This is a genomic window from Sulfitobacter pontiacus (assembly GCF_040790665.1).
Taxonomy (GTDB): Bacteria; Pseudomonadota; Alphaproteobacteria; order Rhodobacterales; family Rhodobacteraceae; genus Sulfitobacter; species Sulfitobacter pontiacus.
In genome coordinates this window covers 239902-256130 of sequence record NZ_CP160849.1, presented here as the reverse complement: position 1 = coordinate 256130, position 16229 = coordinate 239902, and the positions used below count along the sequence as shown (strand labels likewise).

16 protein-coding genes are annotated in these 16229 nt (G+C 60.3%); 9 read left to right on the top strand and 7 right to left on the bottom strand.

Going from position 1 to position 16229, the window contains the following annotated elements:
• Positions 1-59: 59 nt before the first annotated feature.
• The gene (locus AB1495_RS01160; RefSeq protein WP_074634530.1) at positions 60-578 is read right to left on the bottom strand and encodes a flavin reductase family protein; all 519 of its coding nucleotides are present in this window, start codon (positions 576-578) and stop codon (positions 60-62) included.
• A gap of 281 nt (positions 579-859) precedes the next feature.
• Here AB1495_RS01160 and AB1495_RS01155 point away from each other — a divergent pair, with 281 nt between their 5' ends.
• Positions 860-1375 (top strand): DUF992 domain-containing protein, encoded by a 516-nt coding sequence (locus tag AB1495_RS01155; RefSeq protein ID WP_037944573.1) that lies wholly within the window; start codon positions 860-862, stop codon positions 1373-1375.
• 62 nt (positions 1376-1437) lie between these two features.
• Here AB1495_RS01155 and acs read toward each other — a convergent pair whose 3' ends face one another.
• Complete coding sequence (gene acs, locus AB1495_RS01150) at positions 1438-3393, bottom strand: acetate--CoA ligase (protein ID WP_074634529.1); 1956 nt, start codon at positions 3391-3393, stop codon at positions 1438-1440.
• A 380-nt stretch (positions 3394-3773) separates the two neighbouring features.
• Here acs and dctP point away from each other — a divergent pair, with 380 nt between their 5' ends.
• The 3 genes from dctP to AB1495_RS01135 all read left to right on the top strand — a co-directional run bounded on the left by dctP (position 3774) and on the right by AB1495_RS01135 (position 6904).
• Complete coding sequence (dctP, locus tag AB1495_RS01145) at positions 3774-4790, top strand: TRAP transporter substrate-binding protein DctP (protein ID WP_005854249.1); 1017 nt, start codon at positions 3774-3776, stop codon at positions 4788-4790.
• A gap of 81 nt (positions 4791-4871) precedes the next feature.
• Complete coding sequence (locus AB1495_RS01140; RefSeq protein ID WP_005854247.1) at positions 4872-5501, top strand: TRAP transporter small permease subunit; 630 nt, start codon at positions 4872-4874, stop codon at positions 5499-5501.
• A gap of 2 nt (positions 5502-5503) precedes the next feature.
• Entirely contained in the window at positions 5504-6904 is a 1401-nt protein-coding gene (locus AB1495_RS01135) for a TRAP transporter large permease (RefSeq protein ID WP_005854245.1), read from the top strand.
• Here the strand turns inward: AB1495_RS01135 and AB1495_RS01130 are convergent.
• Entirely contained in the window at positions 6890-7987 is a 1098-nt protein-coding gene (locus AB1495_RS01130) for an AI-2E family transporter (protein ID WP_005854243.1), read from the bottom strand. The genes AB1495_RS01135 and AB1495_RS01130 overlap by 15 nt on opposite strands.
• 248 nt (positions 7988-8235) lie before the next feature.
• On the opposite strand from AB1495_RS01130, the gene AB1495_RS01125 reads away from it, so the two are divergent.
• Both AB1495_RS01125 and AB1495_RS01120 read left to right on the top strand, forming a co-directional pair.
• Positions 8236-9228, top strand: a complete 993-nt coding sequence (locus AB1495_RS01125; RefSeq protein WP_074634528.1) for an iron ABC transporter permease — start codon at positions 8236-8238, stop codon at positions 9226-9228.
• Positions 9225-9983 (top strand): ABC transporter ATP-binding protein, encoded by a 759-nt coding sequence (locus AB1495_RS01120; protein ID WP_074634527.1) that lies wholly within the window; start codon positions 9225-9227, stop codon positions 9981-9983. The genes AB1495_RS01125 and AB1495_RS01120 overlap by 4 nt, the downstream gene beginning before the upstream one ends.
• Here the strand turns inward: AB1495_RS01120 and AB1495_RS01115 are convergent.
• Positions 9980-10348, bottom strand: coding sequence for a peptidoglycan-binding domain-containing protein (locus tag AB1495_RS01115; protein ID WP_244268797.1), 369 nt, complete (start codon positions 10346-10348; stop codon positions 9980-9982). The genes AB1495_RS01120 and AB1495_RS01115 overlap by 4 nt on opposite strands.
• A 384-nt stretch (positions 10349-10732) precedes the next feature.
• On the opposite strand from AB1495_RS01115, the gene AB1495_RS01110 reads away from it, so the two are divergent.
• Both AB1495_RS01110 and AB1495_RS01105 read left to right on the top strand, forming a co-directional pair.
• Positions 10733-11056, top strand: coding sequence for a 2Fe-2S iron-sulfur cluster-binding protein (locus tag AB1495_RS01110; protein ID WP_005854231.1), 324 nt, complete (start codon positions 10733-10735; stop codon positions 11054-11056).
• On the top strand, positions 11056-11808 hold the full coding sequence (locus tag AB1495_RS01105) for a VCBS repeat-containing protein (protein WP_083350845.1): 753 nt from the start codon (positions 11056-11058) through the stop codon (positions 11806-11808). Before AB1495_RS01110 ends, AB1495_RS01105 begins: the two co-directional genes overlap by 1 nt.
• Positions 11809-11894: 86 nt before the next feature.
• Here AB1495_RS01105 and purD read toward each other — a convergent pair whose 3' ends face one another.
• Positions 11895-13160, bottom strand: a complete 1266-nt coding sequence (gene purD, locus AB1495_RS01100; protein ID WP_074634526.1) for a phosphoribosylamine--glycine ligase — start codon at positions 13158-13160, stop codon at positions 11895-11897.
• Positions 13161-13244: 84 nt separating this feature from the next.
• Here purD and xseA point away from each other — a divergent pair, with 84 nt between their 5' ends.
• The gene (gene xseA / locus AB1495_RS01095) at positions 13245-14780 is read left to right on the top strand and encodes an exodeoxyribonuclease VII large subunit (RefSeq protein ID WP_074634525.1); all 1536 of its coding nucleotides are present in this window, start codon (positions 13245-13247) and stop codon (positions 14778-14780) included.
• 3 nt (positions 14781-14783) lie between these two features.
• Here xseA and AB1495_RS01090 read toward each other — a convergent pair whose 3' ends face one another.
• Together AB1495_RS01090 and AB1495_RS01085 are read right to left on the bottom strand one after the other, a co-directional pair.
• A complete protein-coding gene (locus tag AB1495_RS01090; RefSeq protein ID WP_074634524.1) occupies positions 14784-15179 on the bottom strand; it encodes a hypothetical protein in 396 nt (131 codons plus the stop codon).
• Positions 15180-15211: 32 nt separating this feature from the next.
• Positions 15212-16225 (bottom strand): alkane 1-monooxygenase, encoded by a 1014-nt coding sequence (locus AB1495_RS01085; protein ID WP_074634523.1) that lies wholly within the window; start codon positions 16223-16225, stop codon positions 15212-15214.
• Positions 16226-16229 lie beyond the last annotated feature (4 nt).

The window sequence follows — 16229 nt, the reverse complement described above, 5'->3', positions numbered from 1 at the left end:
CCCGTCCCGGCGATGCCGGGACACCCCCGGGATTTTGACCATCTGGAAAGGCTTACGGGCTATTCCGTCAGCGGTGTAAAACGGCCATAGCGGCCTTGGTCATACATCAGGCCCGCAACGCTGTCATCTGGGTCATAAGCGGCGTGCGTGACCTGCCCGAGGACAATGGAATGGTCACCCGCCGGATGCACGCCGAAGGTGTCACAGTGGAAGCTGGCGAGGCAGCCTGCCAGTGTCGGTGCGCCATTGGGGCCAACCGTCCAGTCGAATTGGTCGAACGCGCCGCCAGAGACAGCAAAGGCATCTGCCAGTGCCCGCTGACCGCTACCCAGAATATGCACAGCGAACTGCGCCGCGTTGGTAAATGCGTCATGACGTTTGGAACTGAGCGCGGGGGACCACTGCACCAGGGGCGGGTCCAGCGAAACCGAGGAAAAGGAGTTCGCGGTCATCCCCAATGGGCCATTCGCGGTCTGCACCGTCACAATCGTGACCCCTGTGCCAAAACGGCCAAAGGCGCGGCGTAGCTCGACTGTGGCATCGGGCAGGGGGATGAAGTGGTGCAAAGGATTAGCCATGCCGCAGCGGTGCCACGGGGAGCCGGATTTGTCCAGACAGCAAACCCCGGCCCGTTGCGGCACGCCCTCTGCGAGTGGCGATGGTGGCTGATAAAATCCGCTGTGTGGAACCGAATAGCGCCTGCCGTGTTGTTCCCCCACTGAGAGGCATGACTTCGAGATTTCGGACTGCCTGTCGGAGAAGGGGTGTTGGGATATGAGGTTCCAGCTACCGCCAACAGGCACCCGAATGCCGACGCTCACGACTGTTATTGGCGGGTTTCCCGCCGGAAGGATTAACTATGACACTGAATCGTTTTGCCCCCATCAAGCTGACTGTCGCAGCCCTTGTCACCGGCGCTGCTTTGTCCACGCCTGCACTAGCCGACGACGGCGAGACTGTGGACCACACCGAGGTCGGCTCGCTGAGCTGTGACGTTGGTGATGGCACGGGCTTCATCTTCGGGTCTACCCGCGAGCTGACCTGCACCTTCAATCCCGTGCAAGAGGGGCTGGCTGACGAGACATACATCGGCGACATCAAACGCTACGGCATTGATATCGGCAAGACCCAGAATGGTCAGATGTCCTGGTTGGTGTTGGCACCAACTGAATCCGAATATTACGAAGGCGGGTTGAACGGCGACTATCAAGGTGTTTCTGCTGAAGCCACTGTTGGTGTGGGCCTAGGTGCAAACGTCATGGTCGGCGGTTCCGAAGACACGCTGGCGCTGCAACCGGTGAGCGTCAACACGCAGAACGGCGTAAACTTTGCCATCGGCGTGGGTGAAATTACACTGCAACGCGTCGAAGGCTAATTCAGGCCAATAGGTCGATATGCAGAAGGGGCACCAGTTGGTGCCCCTTTCGCGTTATGTGGTCAGCGGTTCATCCGGTTCGCGATCAGATCGTCGACAACCTCGGGCTCTGCCAGGGTGGATGTATCGCCGAGCGTGCCATAGTCGTTCTCTGCGATCTTGCGCAGGATGCGGCGCATGATCTTGCCTGAGCGGGTTTTGGGCAAGCCGGGGGCCCATTGGATCATATCGGGCGAGGCGATCGGGCCAATCTCAGAGCGGACCCAATTGCGCAGCTCGGCCCGCAGGTCCTCGCTCGGGCTTTCACCGCTCATCAAAGAGACATAGCAATAGATGCCCTGTCCCTTGATATCATGGGGAAACCCGACGACCGCAGCCTCTGCCACCTTAGGGTGGGCGACCAAAGCGCTTTCGACTTCGGCCGTGCCCATACGGTGACCGGAGACGTTGATCACGTCATCCACGCGCCCCGTGATCCAGTAATCGCCATCCGCGTCCCGGCGGCACCCGTCACCGGTGAAGTAATAGCCCTTGTAGTCGCTGAAATAGGTCTGCTCGAACCGCGCGTGATCGCCCCAGACCGTGCGCATCTGGCCTGGCCAGCTGTCCGCGATACACAGAACCCCCTCGACGTCATTGCCCTCGATCTCGGCACCGGTGGTGGGTTCAAGTACGACCGGTTTGATCCCAAAGAAGGGCTTCATCGCGGCGCCGGGTTTGGTGGCGTGGGCACCGGGCAGCGGCGTCATCAGGTGACCGCCGGTTTCCGTCTGCCACCATGTGTCAACGATGGGGCAGTTCCCTTTGCCCACAACGTCATTGTACCAATTCCAGGCTTCGGGATTGATCGGCTCGCCCACGGTGCCAAGCAGTTTCAGGCTGCTCAGATCGCAACCGTCAACAAAGGCGCGCCCCTTGCCCATCAGCGCGCGAATGGCGGTCGGGGCGGTGTAGAACTGATTTACCTTGTGTTTTTCACATATCTGCCAAAAGCGGCTGGCGTCGGGGTAGGTGGGCACGCCTTCGAACATGAGCGTTGTGGCCCCGTTGGCAAGCGGACCGTAGACGATATAGCTGTGGCCGGTCACCCAGCCCACATCGGCCGTGCACCAATAGACATCGCCATCGTGGTAATCAAAGGTGACCTCGTGGGTCAGCGCGGCATAGACCAGATAGCCACCCGTCGTATGCACGACCCCTTTGGGCTGACCGGTCGAGCCAGAGGTATAGAGGATGAACAGCGGATCCTCGGCGTTCATCTCTTCCGGCGCGCAAGTGTCAGAAGCCTCTTTTTCAAGCGCGGTATAATCCACGTCGCGCGCATCATTCCATGCCACATCACCGCCAGTGCGCCGCACCACCAGACATTTGACCAATGGGTCGCAGCCTGCCAAAGCCTTGTCCGCGTTGGCCTTCAACGGTGTCGCTTTGCCCCCGCGGGGCGCATAATCTGCGGTGATTACAACCTTGGCGTCCGACCCCTGTACCCGTGCCGCCAGCGCATCCGGAGAGAACCCGGCGAAGACGATCGAATGGATCGCACCGATGCGCGCGCAGGCCAGCATGGCATAGGCGGCTTCGGGGATCATCGGCATGTAGATGATAACCCGGTCGCCTTTGCCGACGCCGATATCGCGCAGGATATTGGCCATTTTACAAGTCTGGGCATGCAGGGCGCGATAGCTGATGTGCTGCGCGTCTTCGTCCGGGCTGTCCGGCTCCCAGATGATCGCGGTCTGGTCGCCGCGCATTTCAAGATGACGGTCGATGCAATTGGCGCTGACGTTCAGCGCACCGTCGGCAAACCAATTGATCTTGACCTGACCGAAAGTGAAGTCGACGTCTTTGACCTTGGTAAACGGCTTCATCCAGTCGATGCGCTGCGCCTGCTCCAGCCAGAACCCTTCGGGGTCCGCGATAGAGGCATGATACATCGCGTCATATTTCGCGGCGTTCACATGGGCATTGGCCGCCATGTCGTCGGATGGCGGATAGGTCTGTGTGGCGACGTTGGACATGGTTCCTCCCTCAGAACTCTGTTCGTTTTCTGCCGCTCGGACACATAGGCGTGGCGGCTCTCCCTTGGCAGATCATAACGGGAAGTGAAAAGAAGGAAATAAGCATATGGAAACACGCGGTTTGTCTGTAAATATTTTTCCGTTTTCTGCGCAGACTAGTAAATTTTGCTGACAACCCTGCCAAAACCCTAGGAAACAGCACCGATTGCCTGTTAACGGGACCGATCGCGCGCGGGGCATGGTTCCAAATGGTGAAAAATCCTCGCCGAAGGCTCCCACAGGGGCAATCAAGAGACATGTTCAGGGGTTGGCAGCAAGTTGCCCTAAGGATAGTATTTCGCCCAAGCGGGCCCCAAACAGCCCGCATAAGGGAGATATCAATGAACAATCTACTGAACGGCGCAGCTGTCTGCGCTTTGACTTTCGCTTTTGCCTCGCAAGCGGCCGCGACGGAATGGAACGCCTCTGTCTGGGGTAAACGTCGTGCCTTCACCGAGCATGTCGAAAAGATTGCCGAGCTTGTGTCCGAAAAGACCAATGGCGAATTCACCATCAATGTCAGCTATGGCGGTCTGTCCAAGAACTCCGACAACCTCGATGGTATTTCCATCGGTGCCTTCGAGATGGCGCAATTCTGTGCTGGTTACCACGCCGATAAGAACCGCGCGATCACCGTGCTAGAACTGCCCTTCCTTGGGGTTCAGAACCTTGAAGAAGAAGTTGCCGTATCCCGCGCTGTGTATGCACACCCCGCCGTGGCCAAAGAGATGGCACAGTGGAACGCCAAGATGCTGATGACCTCGCCAATGCCGCAGTACAATCTTGTTGGCACAGGCGAGCCTCGCGATACGCTGGAATCCTTTGACGGCATGCGCGTGCGTGCGACAGGTGGTCTGGGCAAAGCCTTCGAAACCGTGGGCGCTGTGCCGACCTCCGTGACCTCCTCCGAGGCATATAACGCAATGGAATCCGGTGTTGTGGATACCGTGGCGTTCGCGCAGCACGCACACCTGAGCTTTGGTACGATCAACAAGGCCGATTGGTGGACCGCGAACCTCAACCCCGGCACGGTGAACTGCCCTGTTGTGGTGAACATCGATGCCTATGAGGCCCTGTCGGACGCGGAAAAAGAAGCGCTGGACGGTTCTGTCGATGAGGCGCTGGATCACTATCTGGCGAACTATGGCGAGCTGCTGAACCGCTGGGACGCCGTGCTGGAAGAAAAAGGCGTTGAAAAAGTGATGTTCACGCCCGAAGTTCTGGCCGAGTTCAAATCCAAGGCAGCTGACCCTGCGCGCGAAGCCTGGATCAAGGATATGGAAGCCCAAGGCATCCCTGGCCAAGAGCTTTATGACCTGGTCGTCAAAACGCTTGAAGAAAAACGCGCGTCCAACTAATTGGCGCGAGGAGGGGGCTTGCCGATGCAGGCCCCCTTTGTTTGTACGATCTCCCTCCCACTCATTTGAAAGGAAAGCATCATGGCCGGTTCCTCCGCCGTGCTCGAAGACGGCAGTCTGCTTAGCCGTATCGACAAAGGGCTTTTACGCCTTGAAACCGTGTTTGCTCTGGTCTCTGGTATTGCCGTTTTCATGCTGATGGTGCTTGCCGTCTGGTCCGTTGGCGGCCGCAAGTTCTTTGGCACGCCGCTGGCGGGGTATGTGGACTGGATTGAATTCGCCATGCCGTTGATCGCGATCATGGGGATTTCCTATACCCAGCGGAACGGCGGCCATGTGCGCATGGACATCCTGATCGGCCAGCTTAAAGGCCGCGCGCTATGGGCCGCCGAGACATTCTCGGTCGTGCTGATCTTTATCCTTATGCTGGCGCTGATCTGGGGCTCTTGGGCGCATTTCCAGCGCAGCTTTGACTTCGCCGCCCCGATGTGGAGCCGTGACAGCTCCATCGATATCGGTCTGCCGATCTGGCCCGCGAAACTGATCGTGCCAATGGCCTTTACGGTGCTGGCTTTGCGGTTGCTGCTGCAGATCTGGGGCTATGGGCGGGCCTTTGTATTGGGGTTGGAAAACCCCGTTGCCGTACCCTTGGTACAATCCGCGGCCGAACAGGCGATGGCGGAAGCTGAACATCTAGACGGGCGGGACTGATTATGGATCCTATTGAAATTGGCCTGTGGGTCTCGGGCGGGCTGCTGCTTATGGTGGTGCTCGGTATGCGCGTGGCTTTCGCCGCGGCAATGGCGGGTCTGGTCGGCCTGATCTGGATCTTTTGGTCCAAGAAAGGCATGCAGTGGTCCGAGCTGGACTGGGCGCTGACGGTCGCGATCAAGACCGCGGGGCAGGTGCCACACTCCAAAGTGTCGAGCCAGACGCTAAGCTTGATTCCCACCTTCATTCTGATCGGCTTTCTTGCCTATTACGCCGGTCTGACCCGCGCCTTGTTCGAGGCCGCAAAACGCTGGATTGCTTGGCTGCCCGGCGGTCTTGCTGTGTCGACCGTCTTTGCAACAGCGGGCTTTGCAGCGGTTTCCGGTGCTTCGGTCGCGACGGCAGCGGTGTTTGCCCGTATCGCCATCCCCGAGATGCTGGCGATCGGGTACAACAAGAAATTCGCGGCGGGCGTTGTGGCGGCCGGGGGCACTTTGGCCTCTTTGATCCCGCCGTCAGCGATCCTTGTCATCTATGCGATCATCGTTGAACAAGACGTGGGCAAGCTGCTACTGGCGGGCTTTATCCCCGGTGCGTTTTCGGCCATTGTCTATGCCGTGCTGATCGTGGGCATTGCGACCATCTGGAAAAGCGTCGGCCCCCCCGTAAGCGGCTTTACCTGGAAGCAACGGTTCGCGTCTCTCCCTGCCGCCATGCCGATCTTTGCGGTTGTGATCATCATTATTTTCTTTGTTTACAACCCCTTCGGCGACGCATGGGGCACCCCGACCGAGGGCGGGGCCGTGGGCGCGTTTATCGTGTTCCTGATGGCGCTTTATCGTGGCATGCGGTGGGCCGAGCTGAAGGACGCGCTGCTTGAAACCGCGAAGCTGACGGTGATGATCTTTACCATCATTTGGGGTGTTCTGATTTATGTTCGGTTCCTGGGCTTCGCCGATCTGCCGGGCGCGTTCGCCGACTGGATTTCGGGGCTTGAGGCCTCGCCAATCCTGATCCTCGTGTGCATCCTGCTGGCCTATGCGGTGCTGGGGATGTTCATGGATGCGATTGGCATGCTGCTTCTGACACTTCCGGTCGTCTATCCTGCTGTCATGGCGCTGAACGGGGGCGAGTTCGTCTCTGCCGCGGATAGCGCCTTTGGCATGTCGGGGCCGATGTGTGCGATCTGGTTCGGAATCTTGGTGGTGAAGATGGCAGAGTTCTGTCTGATCACGCCTCCCATTGGCCTCAACTGCTTTGTGGTTGCAGGGGTACGCCCTGACCTGAGCGTTCAGGACGTGTTCAAGGGCGTGACACCGTTCTTTATCGCGGATGCCGTTACAATCGCGCTGTTGGTGGCCTTCCCGTCCATCGTGTTGTGGCTGCCCTCACTCGCTGGCTGACATGACTTCCTGATCCTTCATATCATCGGGTTTAACCTGCTCTGCGGACAGGAAATTCCCGATGGTATGGAGCGGTTCAAAGTTCTCGCAAACGACTTTGAACACCACAAGAAAGGGCACCGCGACCAATGCGCCGGGGATGCCCCATAGCCACCCCCAAAACACGACCGTTAGAAATACCGCGACGGTATTCATTTCCAATCGGCGACCGACCAGCCACGGGGTGATAATCTGCCCCTCTAAGAGGGTCAGCGTCAGGTAACCGATCGGGGCCAACATCGCATAACCGATGGTATCAAACGTCACGAGAGAGAATCCCGCGACCAAGAGCACCCCCGCAAACCCGCCGATATAAGGCAGGAAGTTCAGCATGAACGCCGCGATCCCCCAGATATAGGCCGACGGCAAGCCCAGCACTGTCAGATAGGTCCCGACTAATATGCCGAGCACGGCATTGATCGTGGCAATCGTCAGCAGGTAGCGCGACACCCGCTTCTCCACGTCATAGACCGTATGCAGCGCACGTTTCTTTTCCGTTAACGTCGGCATGGATTGCACAAGTTTTAAGTAAAACAGCTCGCCAGAGCCAAGTAAGAACAGCGCCAGAATCAGGATCACCGCCAGCGACGCCCCAGTTTTGCTCACCGTATCCATCGCGGTGTCGAGCAATCCAGGTTGGCGCACGACGACCTCTTGCGGTTTGCCGCCGGTTTCGGTGCCCAGTTTCTCTACCTCTTCCGAGGCAGATCGCATCGTTTCGACCGCATTGCTCACGCCGCTCAGCTTTATCTGGATCTCGCGGCCCATTTCCGGGATCTCGTCGCTCCAGATCGCCACGGTGCCCGCGGACAGCAAAACCACGGCAGCAATCACCAAGCTCGTCGCCGTCACCAGCAAAAAGGCCGACACAGGATGCGGGACGCCGATGCGATAAAGCGCACGGCCCACGGGCGACAGGGTCAGGGCAAGCAAAAAGCCCAGAACAATGGGCAATATCAAGTCCTTGGCGAAATACGCGGTGACGAAAAGGGAAATCAGGACCAGCAACTGAAGCGAGCGCCGGATTGAGGGCAGATGTTCCAAATATGGCTCCAGCAGTTGAAGGATTTAAAGCTCAACGCCGTAGCGCGTGGAAAAGTTCACGGGTGTGTGAGCTTATATTGCGGCAGTGTCCAAACGCCCCTCGAAGGTTGCGCGCAACTGTGATGAGACTAGGAGGGTCGGGGAGAAATTATGAGCGGAACGATGAGCATATCCATTCACCCAATTTTAATTGTTGCGCCCTATGCAGTGGGGCAAATGAAGTGCCTAAGTGCCCGGGGCGCTTGCTGATGGGGCGGTCAGCGATCCTGGCGCTTGGTCTCGGCAGCCTTGTGGGTGTGCTATTTGTCGGGTCGCTGTTGATTGGCCCGTCCAGCGCATCCGTGGGCGACAGTTTGAACGCGTTGGTCACCGGGCAGGGCGGCCCGCTGGCCACCGTCATGCGCGAGATACGGCTCCCGCGTGCGCTATTGGGCGTGATGATCGGCGGTGCCTTGGGGCTTTCTGGCGCTGCGATGCAGGGCTATCTGCGCAACCCGTTGGCGGATCCGGGGTTGATCGGGGTCTCGGGCTCTGCAGCGTTGGGGGCTGTGCTGGCGATACAGACCGGATTGGCCGCGCTTGCAGCACTCGCGCTTCCCACAATGGCGCTTGGCGGTGCCCTGCTGGGGGTGTTGTTGGTGTTGCTGTTGGCAGGCCCTCGGGGCACGTCACTGGCGCTGATCCTCGCTGGTATCGCAATATCGGCCTTTGCTGCGGCATTGACCTCGCTGGTGCTGAACCTGTCGCCGAACCCCTATGCGGCGAATGAGATCGTATTCTGGATGATGGGCTCTCTGGCGGACCGGTCCATGACCCATGTCTGGATCGCGATGCCCTTTCTGCTTGGGGGCGGTGTCCTGTTGGCGACCCTCGGGCGCGGGCTTGATGCGCTGACCTTGGGCGAAGACGCGGCAGAGGCGATGGGGATCAACCTATTCCGGCTTCGCCTCACGGTCATTATCGGTACGGCGGCGGTCGTTGGTGCCTCTACCGCCGTGGCGGGGGCGATCGGGTTTGTGGGGCTGGTCATGCCGCACCTGCTACGTGGCTTTGTTGGCGCGCGACCGGGGGCGTTGCTATGGGCTGCGACACTTGGCGGCGCGGCGATGATCCTCGCGTCGGATATCCTTGTGCGCCTTGTGGTGCCCGACCGTGATCTCAAGCTTGGGGTTGTGACGGCATTAGTCGGCGCGCCGCTGTTTCTCCACCTGATCTATCGCACGCGGAGGGACGGGCTATGACCCTGCTATCACTGCAAAATCTCTCCGTTTATCGGGGGCGGAAAACCGTTTTATCCGACATCAACCTGACCTTACGTGAAGGAGAGGTCGTAGGCCTGGTCGGGCCGAATGGTGCCGGTAAGACCACCTTGATGCGCGCGGCACTGGGACTGATCCCCGCTGAGGGCCAAAGTTCAATCGCCGCACTTGCCCCGCGCATGCGCGGGCGCGCCGCCGCGTGGATGCCCCAATCGCGCGAGATTGCATGGCCGGTCACGGTTGAAACGATCATCCGACTGGGCCGCACACCCCATCGACGGGGCGGGCAGAAAATACAGGCAGAAGATCAGGCTGCCGTAGATCGTGCCATTGCGCAGATGGGTTTGGACACCTTCCGCAATCGTCCCGCCACACAGCTATCGGGTGGGGAGCAGGCGCGCGTGCTGATCGCCCGTAGCCTCGCGCAAGAGGCACCCTTGCTGATCGCAGACGAGCCCACTGCCGGGCTAGACCCCGCCCATCAAATCGCCGCGATGGAAAGCTTTTCCAAAGCAGCGGGCCAAGGGCGTGGGGTGCTCGTCTCGCTTCATGATCTGGGATTGGCAGCGCGGCATTGCACAAGGTTGATCGTGTTGCACAACGGCGCAGTCGTCGCAGACGACTTGCCACAGGCGGCACTGACGACAGAGATTGTCAAAGCCGTCTTTGGCATCACTGCGTTCAGTAAAGTCACCGACAAAGGTTTTGTTTTCCAACCGCTTGAGGTCGTTTCTTAACCGCTGCTGTCCCGAGAAACACCGGGGATGTCCACAGCGATGACACCCAATGATCGCGCCGTGGCCAGTGCAAGAACGGGGCTGTCGGGCCCGCCAGTGCTGATCTGATACGCCCGCATTGCCCGCCGTGTCGCGTCGTCGAGCTCTGAATTAATGGCCCCGCCATAGAACCCTCGCGCCTCTAACGCGCGTTGCAGCGTTGCGATCACGTCGGGCGTAAGCGCGCTGGTGCAGGGCGTCTCGAACCAGTTGTCCACACGGGGAGAGACGATCTTTTGCCGTGTTTCCGTGCGGTAGATCGGCAGCGACTGGATCTCGCCGGTAGAGCTGATCTGCGCCGGCTGCACCTGTACCTGCTCGGTCACCGTTTCGATCACTGCAGGTGATACGGTCCGCCCCCAACAGCTGCCCGGTGCAGCCCCTGCCGGGCCCTTGGTTGTCGCCTCGCGAACGCCAGGCTCGGGTGCCTCTGCGTCTTGGGAGGCAGCATTACACGCTCCGAGCGAGACGAGAACCGTAAATGCGCAGGCAAATTGAACTAAATGTGATCGGGAAAAATATTGCACAGCCGGGCCTTGCGGGTCAAAGGGTCCGTCGCAGGCTAGCGGCTTTTCGCAGCAATGCCTAGATGATAGGCCCATAGGGATGTGAATAATGCCATCCCCGTGCATGAGCCGTGAAAAGGGGCTGGCGAAGCCGCGGACTGCTGTTTACATATGTCGAAATTCTAAATTCGAAGGGGCATTCAGATGGCCAAGATCACTTATGTAGAACACAATGGCACCGAACATGTCGTCGATGTGGCCAATGGCCTGACCGTCATGGAAGGGGCCCGTGACAATAACATCCCCGGGATCGAGGCCGACTGCGGCGGTGCCTGCGCCTGCTCCACCTGCCACGTCTATGTGGATCCCGACTGGGTCGAAAAAGTGCCCGCCAAGGACGACATGGAAGAAGATATGCTCGACTTCGCGTTCGAGCCCGATCCCGCCACGTCCCGTCTGACCTGCCAGATCAAGGTCACAGACGCGCTGGACGGCCTGCGCGTGAAAATGCCCGAAAAGCAAATCTGATGCGACGGCTGGCGCGACATATGTCGTCGCGCCTTTTGCCGATCGTTGCGGCATGCGTGATCAATGCGCTGCCCGCATCTGCGCAAGACATCGCCCGCGCCAGCTTTGGTGATCCGACCACACGCTATGATCACGGCGTATTGGGCGATGCGGTCGAATGGGGCAGCCTGACGCTGGGCTTGGCTGACGGCACCAGCCGCCGCATAATTTTGCCCCAAGTCCTTGTATTCGAAGACACATCGCCCCGGATTGCGGACCTGGATGGTGATGGCCGACCCGAAGTGATCGTGGTTGAAAGCCACCAGTCCAAAGGTGCGCGGCTTGCGGTCTATGACGCGTCCGGGCGCATCGCGCAGACGCCCTTTATCGGGCGGAAAAACCGCTGGCTTGCACCGATTGGTGCTGCGGACTTCACCGGCAATGGGCGGCTCGAGATCGCGATCGTCGTCACCCCGCATCTGTCCGGTTCGGTGCAGCTGCTCGCTTACGATAACAGCGGCCTCACCGTCATTGCTACGGCAGAGGGGTTCACCAACCACCGCATCGGTGATCCGGAAATCGCGGGGGGGATCCGCACATGCGGCCCACACCCCGAATTGATCCTTGCGCAGATGCCGTGGCAGCGCAGTGCGCCATCGCAAATGGTGGCCCTTCAGCTTGACGGCAAAACACTAAGCCCGCGAAGCTTCGACGTGCCCTTCACCGCCAGCAATACCACCGCCGCCCAAGCCTGTACGCTCAGCCCAAGCTGAACACAGACCTGCTTCCAAATGGTTGAAATCCTGGGGGTCCGGGGGCGAGCCCCCGGTTCATCGCGTCAGACCAGCAGGCCGCGCCCTCAGGACAGCGCACGCCAGCCGATATCGCGGCGGTAGAACCCGCCCGGCCAGTCAATCGCCTCGACCATCTCATAGGCGCGTGCCTGTGCCTCGGCCAGGGTGTCGCCGCGCGCCGTGACGTTCAGTACCCGTCCGCCGATGGCCGTAATCGCCCCGTCTTTCTTGGCGGTACCCGCATGGAACACCATGTTGCGGCTGTCTTCGGGGAGGGCATCCAACCCTTTGATAACGCTTCCCTTGTCATAGCTTCCGGGATAGCCTTGCGCGGCCATGACGACGGTGACAGCGTGATCGTCGGCCCAGTTCACGCGGGCCTCGTTCAGGCGCCCTTCCGCGGCGGCATGCATCAGGTCAAAAGCCTGCGCGCCAAGACGCATCATCAGGACCTGACACTCAGGGTCGCCAAAACGGGCGTTGTATTCGACCAGACGGGGGGCACCGTCCTTGATCATCAAACCGGCATAAAGCACCCCTTGGTAAGGCGTGCCGCGCTTGGCCATTTCGGCCATGGTCGGGCGGATGATTTCTGCCAACGCACGTTCGGCGATCTCGTCGGTCAGCACCGGCGCGGGCGAATAGGCCCCCATGCCGCCGGTGTTAGGGCCGGTATCGCCGTCGCCGACGCGTTTGTGGTCTTGGGCGGTGCCGATCGGCAGCACGGTGTCACCGTCACACAAAACAAAGAAGGACGCTTCTTCGCCGTCCATAAACTCTTCGATCACCACCTCTGCACCCGCGTCGCCGAAGGTGCCGTCGAACATCGTATCGACGGCGGCCAGCGCCTCGGCATCGGTTTCGGCGATGATCACGCCTTTGCCGGCTGCAAGGCCGTCGGCTTTGATCACGATCGGGGCAGGGTGGTCGGCCAGATAGGCCCGCGCAGCCTCTGCGTCGGTGAAATGCCCATAGGCGGCAGTGGGGGCGTTTGCGGCGTCGCAGATCTCTTTCGTAAAGGCTTTGGAGGCTTCCAGCGCCGCGGCCGCTTTTGACGGGCCAAACACCAATACGCCGGCAGCGCGCAGATCATCGCCAACGCCTGCAGCAAGAGGGGCTTCTGGCCCGATGATGACGAAATCGATGTTGTTTTCGTCGACAAAACCGACCACCGCCGCCCCGTCGTTGATGTCGAAACTGGCGCAATCCGCGATGGCGGCGATTCCGGCATTGCCCGGTGCCACGATCAGCTTGTCGCATTTAGGATTTTGCAATACGGCCCAGGCCAGGCTGTGTTCGCGCCCGCCGCTGCCCAGAATGAGGATGTTCATGGTTGCACTCCCTTGGCCTTGGTTGCTGCGCGTTCTAAGCTGGGACTGAGCCCGACACAAGATAAACACGGAAAGACACCGCTGATGGATCTGATCGACGACCCGCGCGAGGGGCGGAACAGCCCCGAATTCACCGTGACCGAGCTTTCGGGCGCGATCAAACGGGTGATCGAGGGCGAATTCGGCCATGTACGGATTCGCGGCGAGGTGGGGCGTGTCAGCCGGCCACGTTCAGGGCATATCTATCTTGATCTCAAGGACGACAGTTCGGTTATTTCCGGTGTGATCTGGAAAGGCGTGTCAGCACGGCTTGAAACCCAACCTGAAGAGGGGATGGAGGTGATTGCCACGGGGCGCATCACCACCTTTGGCGGGCAGTCGAAATACCAGATCGTGATCGAGGATATCAAACCCGCGGGCATGGGCGCGCTGATGGCGTTGCTGGAAAAGCGCAAGGCGGCGCTGGCGGCCGAGGGGCTGTTCGCCCCCGAACGCAAACGCCCGCTGCCCTACCTGCCAGAGGTGATCGGCGTCGTGACCTCGCCCTCGGGGGCGGTGATCCGCGATATCCTGCACCGTCTGCGCGACCGGTTTCCGCGCAAGGTGCTGATCTGGCCCGTCGCCGTGCAGGGGGCGAAATGCGCGCCAGAAGTCGCGCGCGCCATTGCGGGGTTCAACGCGCTGACCCCGGGCGGAGCCTTGCCGCGGCCTGATCTGTTGATTGTGGCGCGCGGCGGCGGTTCGGTCGAGGATCTATGGGGGTTCAACGAAGAGATCGTGGCGAGGGCTGCCGCAGCATCCGACATTCCGCTGATTTCGGCGGTGGGGCATGAAACCGATACCACGCTGATCGACTATGTCTCTGACAAGCGCGCGCCCACGCCGACGGCGGCAGCCGAGCTTGCGGTGCCTGTGCGCCATGAACTTGTCGCCCTGCTCGACGGGCAGGAGGCACGGATGACCCAAGCGCTCAGCCAGGGCCTTGCGCGCCGTGACCAGCGGTTGCGCGACATGGCGCGCGCTTTGCCTCGGCCCGATAGCCTGCTTGATGGTCCGCGCCAGCGGCTCGATATGCGCGGCGCCCGTCTGGGTCCGGCGCTGACCGCGGGTGTGCAGAAACGCAAGGTGCATCTCTCTGACATCTCTGGCGCGTTGCGCCCTGCCATCCTGCGCCGCAGCCTTCAGGCAGAGCAACGCAGGCTGGCCGCCCTGGCCGATCGCTTCCGCCCCGAGGCATTGGGCCGCGAGCAAAAGCGCCGTCTTGAAGGTTTGATCGCCCGTTTCCGCCCCGACGCGTTAGAGCAGGACCGCAAGCGGAAAGAGGAAGCCTTTCAATCGCTTGCGCGGCGCCTTTCAGATGCCGGGCAACGGCAGACCCAAGGCTGGCACAAACAGATTGCAGGGCTTGACCGTCTGCATGAAATGCTGAGCTATAAATCGACGTTGGCACGGGGCTACGCCGTGGTACGCGGCGACGGGGGCGTGGTGACAACCAAGCAGGCGGCGCAGGATGCTTCGGCGCTCGAGATTGAATTTATCGACGGCAAGATGAAGATCGGCGGCGGCGCGGCCCCCAAAAAGACCCCCAAGAAAGCGCCCGAACAAGGCAGTCTCTTCTAGGTCTTAGACCCCTACCTTCGGGCCGAGGCAGGTGAAATCCTGCCCGCTGTTTTGCGCCTCGTAAAGCTCGGTGGTGGTCGGGTCGTTTTCGAACTGGGCGATCAATCCGGACGCCCCTTCGCGAAAGCGCCAACACTGGGGTGCCGGGTTCTCGTCATAGGTAAAGCAAATTTTGCCCGCATCTTCGTACCAGCTGCCTGACTTGCATTCACCGTCCAGAAAGGACCATTCGACGCGCCGGTTGCTCAGATACCGCTCCGCACCGTAGGTCTCTCCGTTTTGGGCGTAGAACAGGGTTTTGCCCCGTGTATAGGCGTCAAATTCTGCCGCCGACATCATGGATTGCGCGGCCAGAGGGGCGGCCTGTGTCAGGGCGAGGATCAGGGCAAGCTGTTTCATAGCCGCAGCGTGCCAGAAACCCGACGCGTGATCTAGTCTTGATCGCGGACCGTCTGCCAACGCGCAACACGGCGGTCCATCACCCGACGCCACAGCGGTGGGACCAGCGCCAGCACAGCCATTACAGGAAGGGACCGCGGCAGCATCGGCATGGTGCCCGGTGTCAGCTCCAGCGCCGGAAAGGCGCGCAAGGGGCGCATGTGATGGTCCGAATGGCGCGGCGCATTCAACATCATCGCCGAGGAATACCACGCAGGCGCATTCCAACTATGCTGCGGGCCCACGGGCTCGGGCTTGCCATTTTCGGATGTTTTGCGGCGCAGGCCATAGTGTTGCACATAATCGGACAGCAACAGCTGCATTTGCGCATAGACCGCCAGCGCCAGCATCGCAACGACCCCGCGCGCTCCGGCCACTGCAAAGCTGACGGCGAGGGTGATCAACGCACCGGTGACATAGGTGACATAAGGGTGTGACAACAGGTGCCGTTTTCCACGCCGCTGCCGCGTATCAGCCTGCAGCCCAGCCATAAACTCGCCTTTTAGGGCGCGCAGGGCATAGGTATAGAAGCCTTCGCCCAATCTGGCCGAATTCGGATCATGCTCCGTTGCGACGTAGATGTGATGCACGCGCAGGTGAGCCGACACGTGATGCCCGTGCAAAAGGCTGCAATAAATTGCGGTGCCGATCCGTCGGGGCCATTTCGATGCGGCATGGATCAGCTCATGCGCGTTGGAGTTCGAGATCTGGCCAAGAAACAGACCAAGCCCGATATAAATCAACAGCTTGTCGGTCACGTTCAACGTGTCGCTTGCGCCTAGCGCCCAGACCCCAAGGGGTAAAAGTGTGAAATGCACAACGCCCAGTGTCAGGCTTAGGGCACGACCCGAAGAGTTTCGCACTGGCAGCCGGCGAGATAGCCTATCAAGGAAAAACACGACCACAGTGATCGACAGCAGCGCGATCAGGGGCCAGGGGCCGCCGCGTAGACAGGCGAGCAACAGAAATATCGCTGGGGTCAGGCTGGCGATGCTGTACCAGAACATAGGG

Bases quoted from the DNA above. Each gene is read 5' to 3' on its own strand.
- purD (WP_074634526.1), bottom strand. From the start codon at position 13,160: ATGAACATCCTCATTCTGGGCAGCGGCGGGCGCGAACACAGCCTGGCC.
- AB1495_RS01135 (WP_005854245.1), top strand. From the start codon at position 5,504: ATGGATCCTATTGAAATTGGCCTGTGGGTCTCGGGCGGGCTGCTGCTT.
- AB1495_RS01160 (WP_074634530.1), bottom strand. From the start codon at position 578: ATGGCTAATCCTTTGCACCACTTCATCCCCCTGCCCGATGCCACAGTC.
- AB1495_RS01140 (WP_005854247.1), top strand. From the start codon at position 4,872: ATGGCCGGTTCCTCCGCCGTGCTCGAAGACGGCAGTCTGCTTAGCCGT.
- AB1495_RS01105 (WP_083350845.1), top strand. From the start codon at position 11,056: ATGCGACGGCTGGCGCGACATATGTCGTCGCGCCTTTTGCCGATCGTT.
- AB1495_RS01085 (WP_074634523.1), bottom strand. From the start codon at position 16,225: ATGTTCTGGTACAGCATCGCCAGCCTGACCCCAGCGATATTTCTGTTG.
- AB1495_RS01090 (WP_074634524.1), bottom strand. From the start codon at position 15,179: ATGAAACAGCTTGCCCTGATCCTCGCCCTGACACAGGCCGCCCCTCTG.
- xseA (WP_074634525.1), top strand. From the start codon at position 13,245: ATGGATCTGATCGACGACCCGCGCGAGGGGCGGAACAGCCCCGAATTC.
- AB1495_RS01125 (WP_074634528.1), top strand. From the start codon at position 8,236: ATGGGGCGGTCAGCGATCCTGGCGCTTGGTCTCGGCAGCCTTGTGGGT.
- AB1495_RS01155 (WP_037944573.1), top strand. From the start codon at position 860: ATGACACTGAATCGTTTTGCCCCCATCAAGCTGACTGTCGCAGCCCTT.
- dctP (WP_005854249.1), top strand. From the start codon at position 3,774: ATGAACAATCTACTGAACGGCGCAGCTGTCTGCGCTTTGACTTTCGCT.
- AB1495_RS01110 (WP_005854231.1), top strand. From the start codon at position 10,733: ATGGCCAAGATCACTTATGTAGAACACAATGGCACCGAACATGTCGTC.
- acs (WP_074634529.1), bottom strand. From the start codon at position 3,393: ATGTCCAACGTCGCCACACAGACCTATCCGCCATCCGACGACATGGCG.
- AB1495_RS01120 (WP_074634527.1), top strand. From the start codon at position 9,225: ATGACCCTGCTATCACTGCAAAATCTCTCCGTTTATCGGGGGCGGAAA.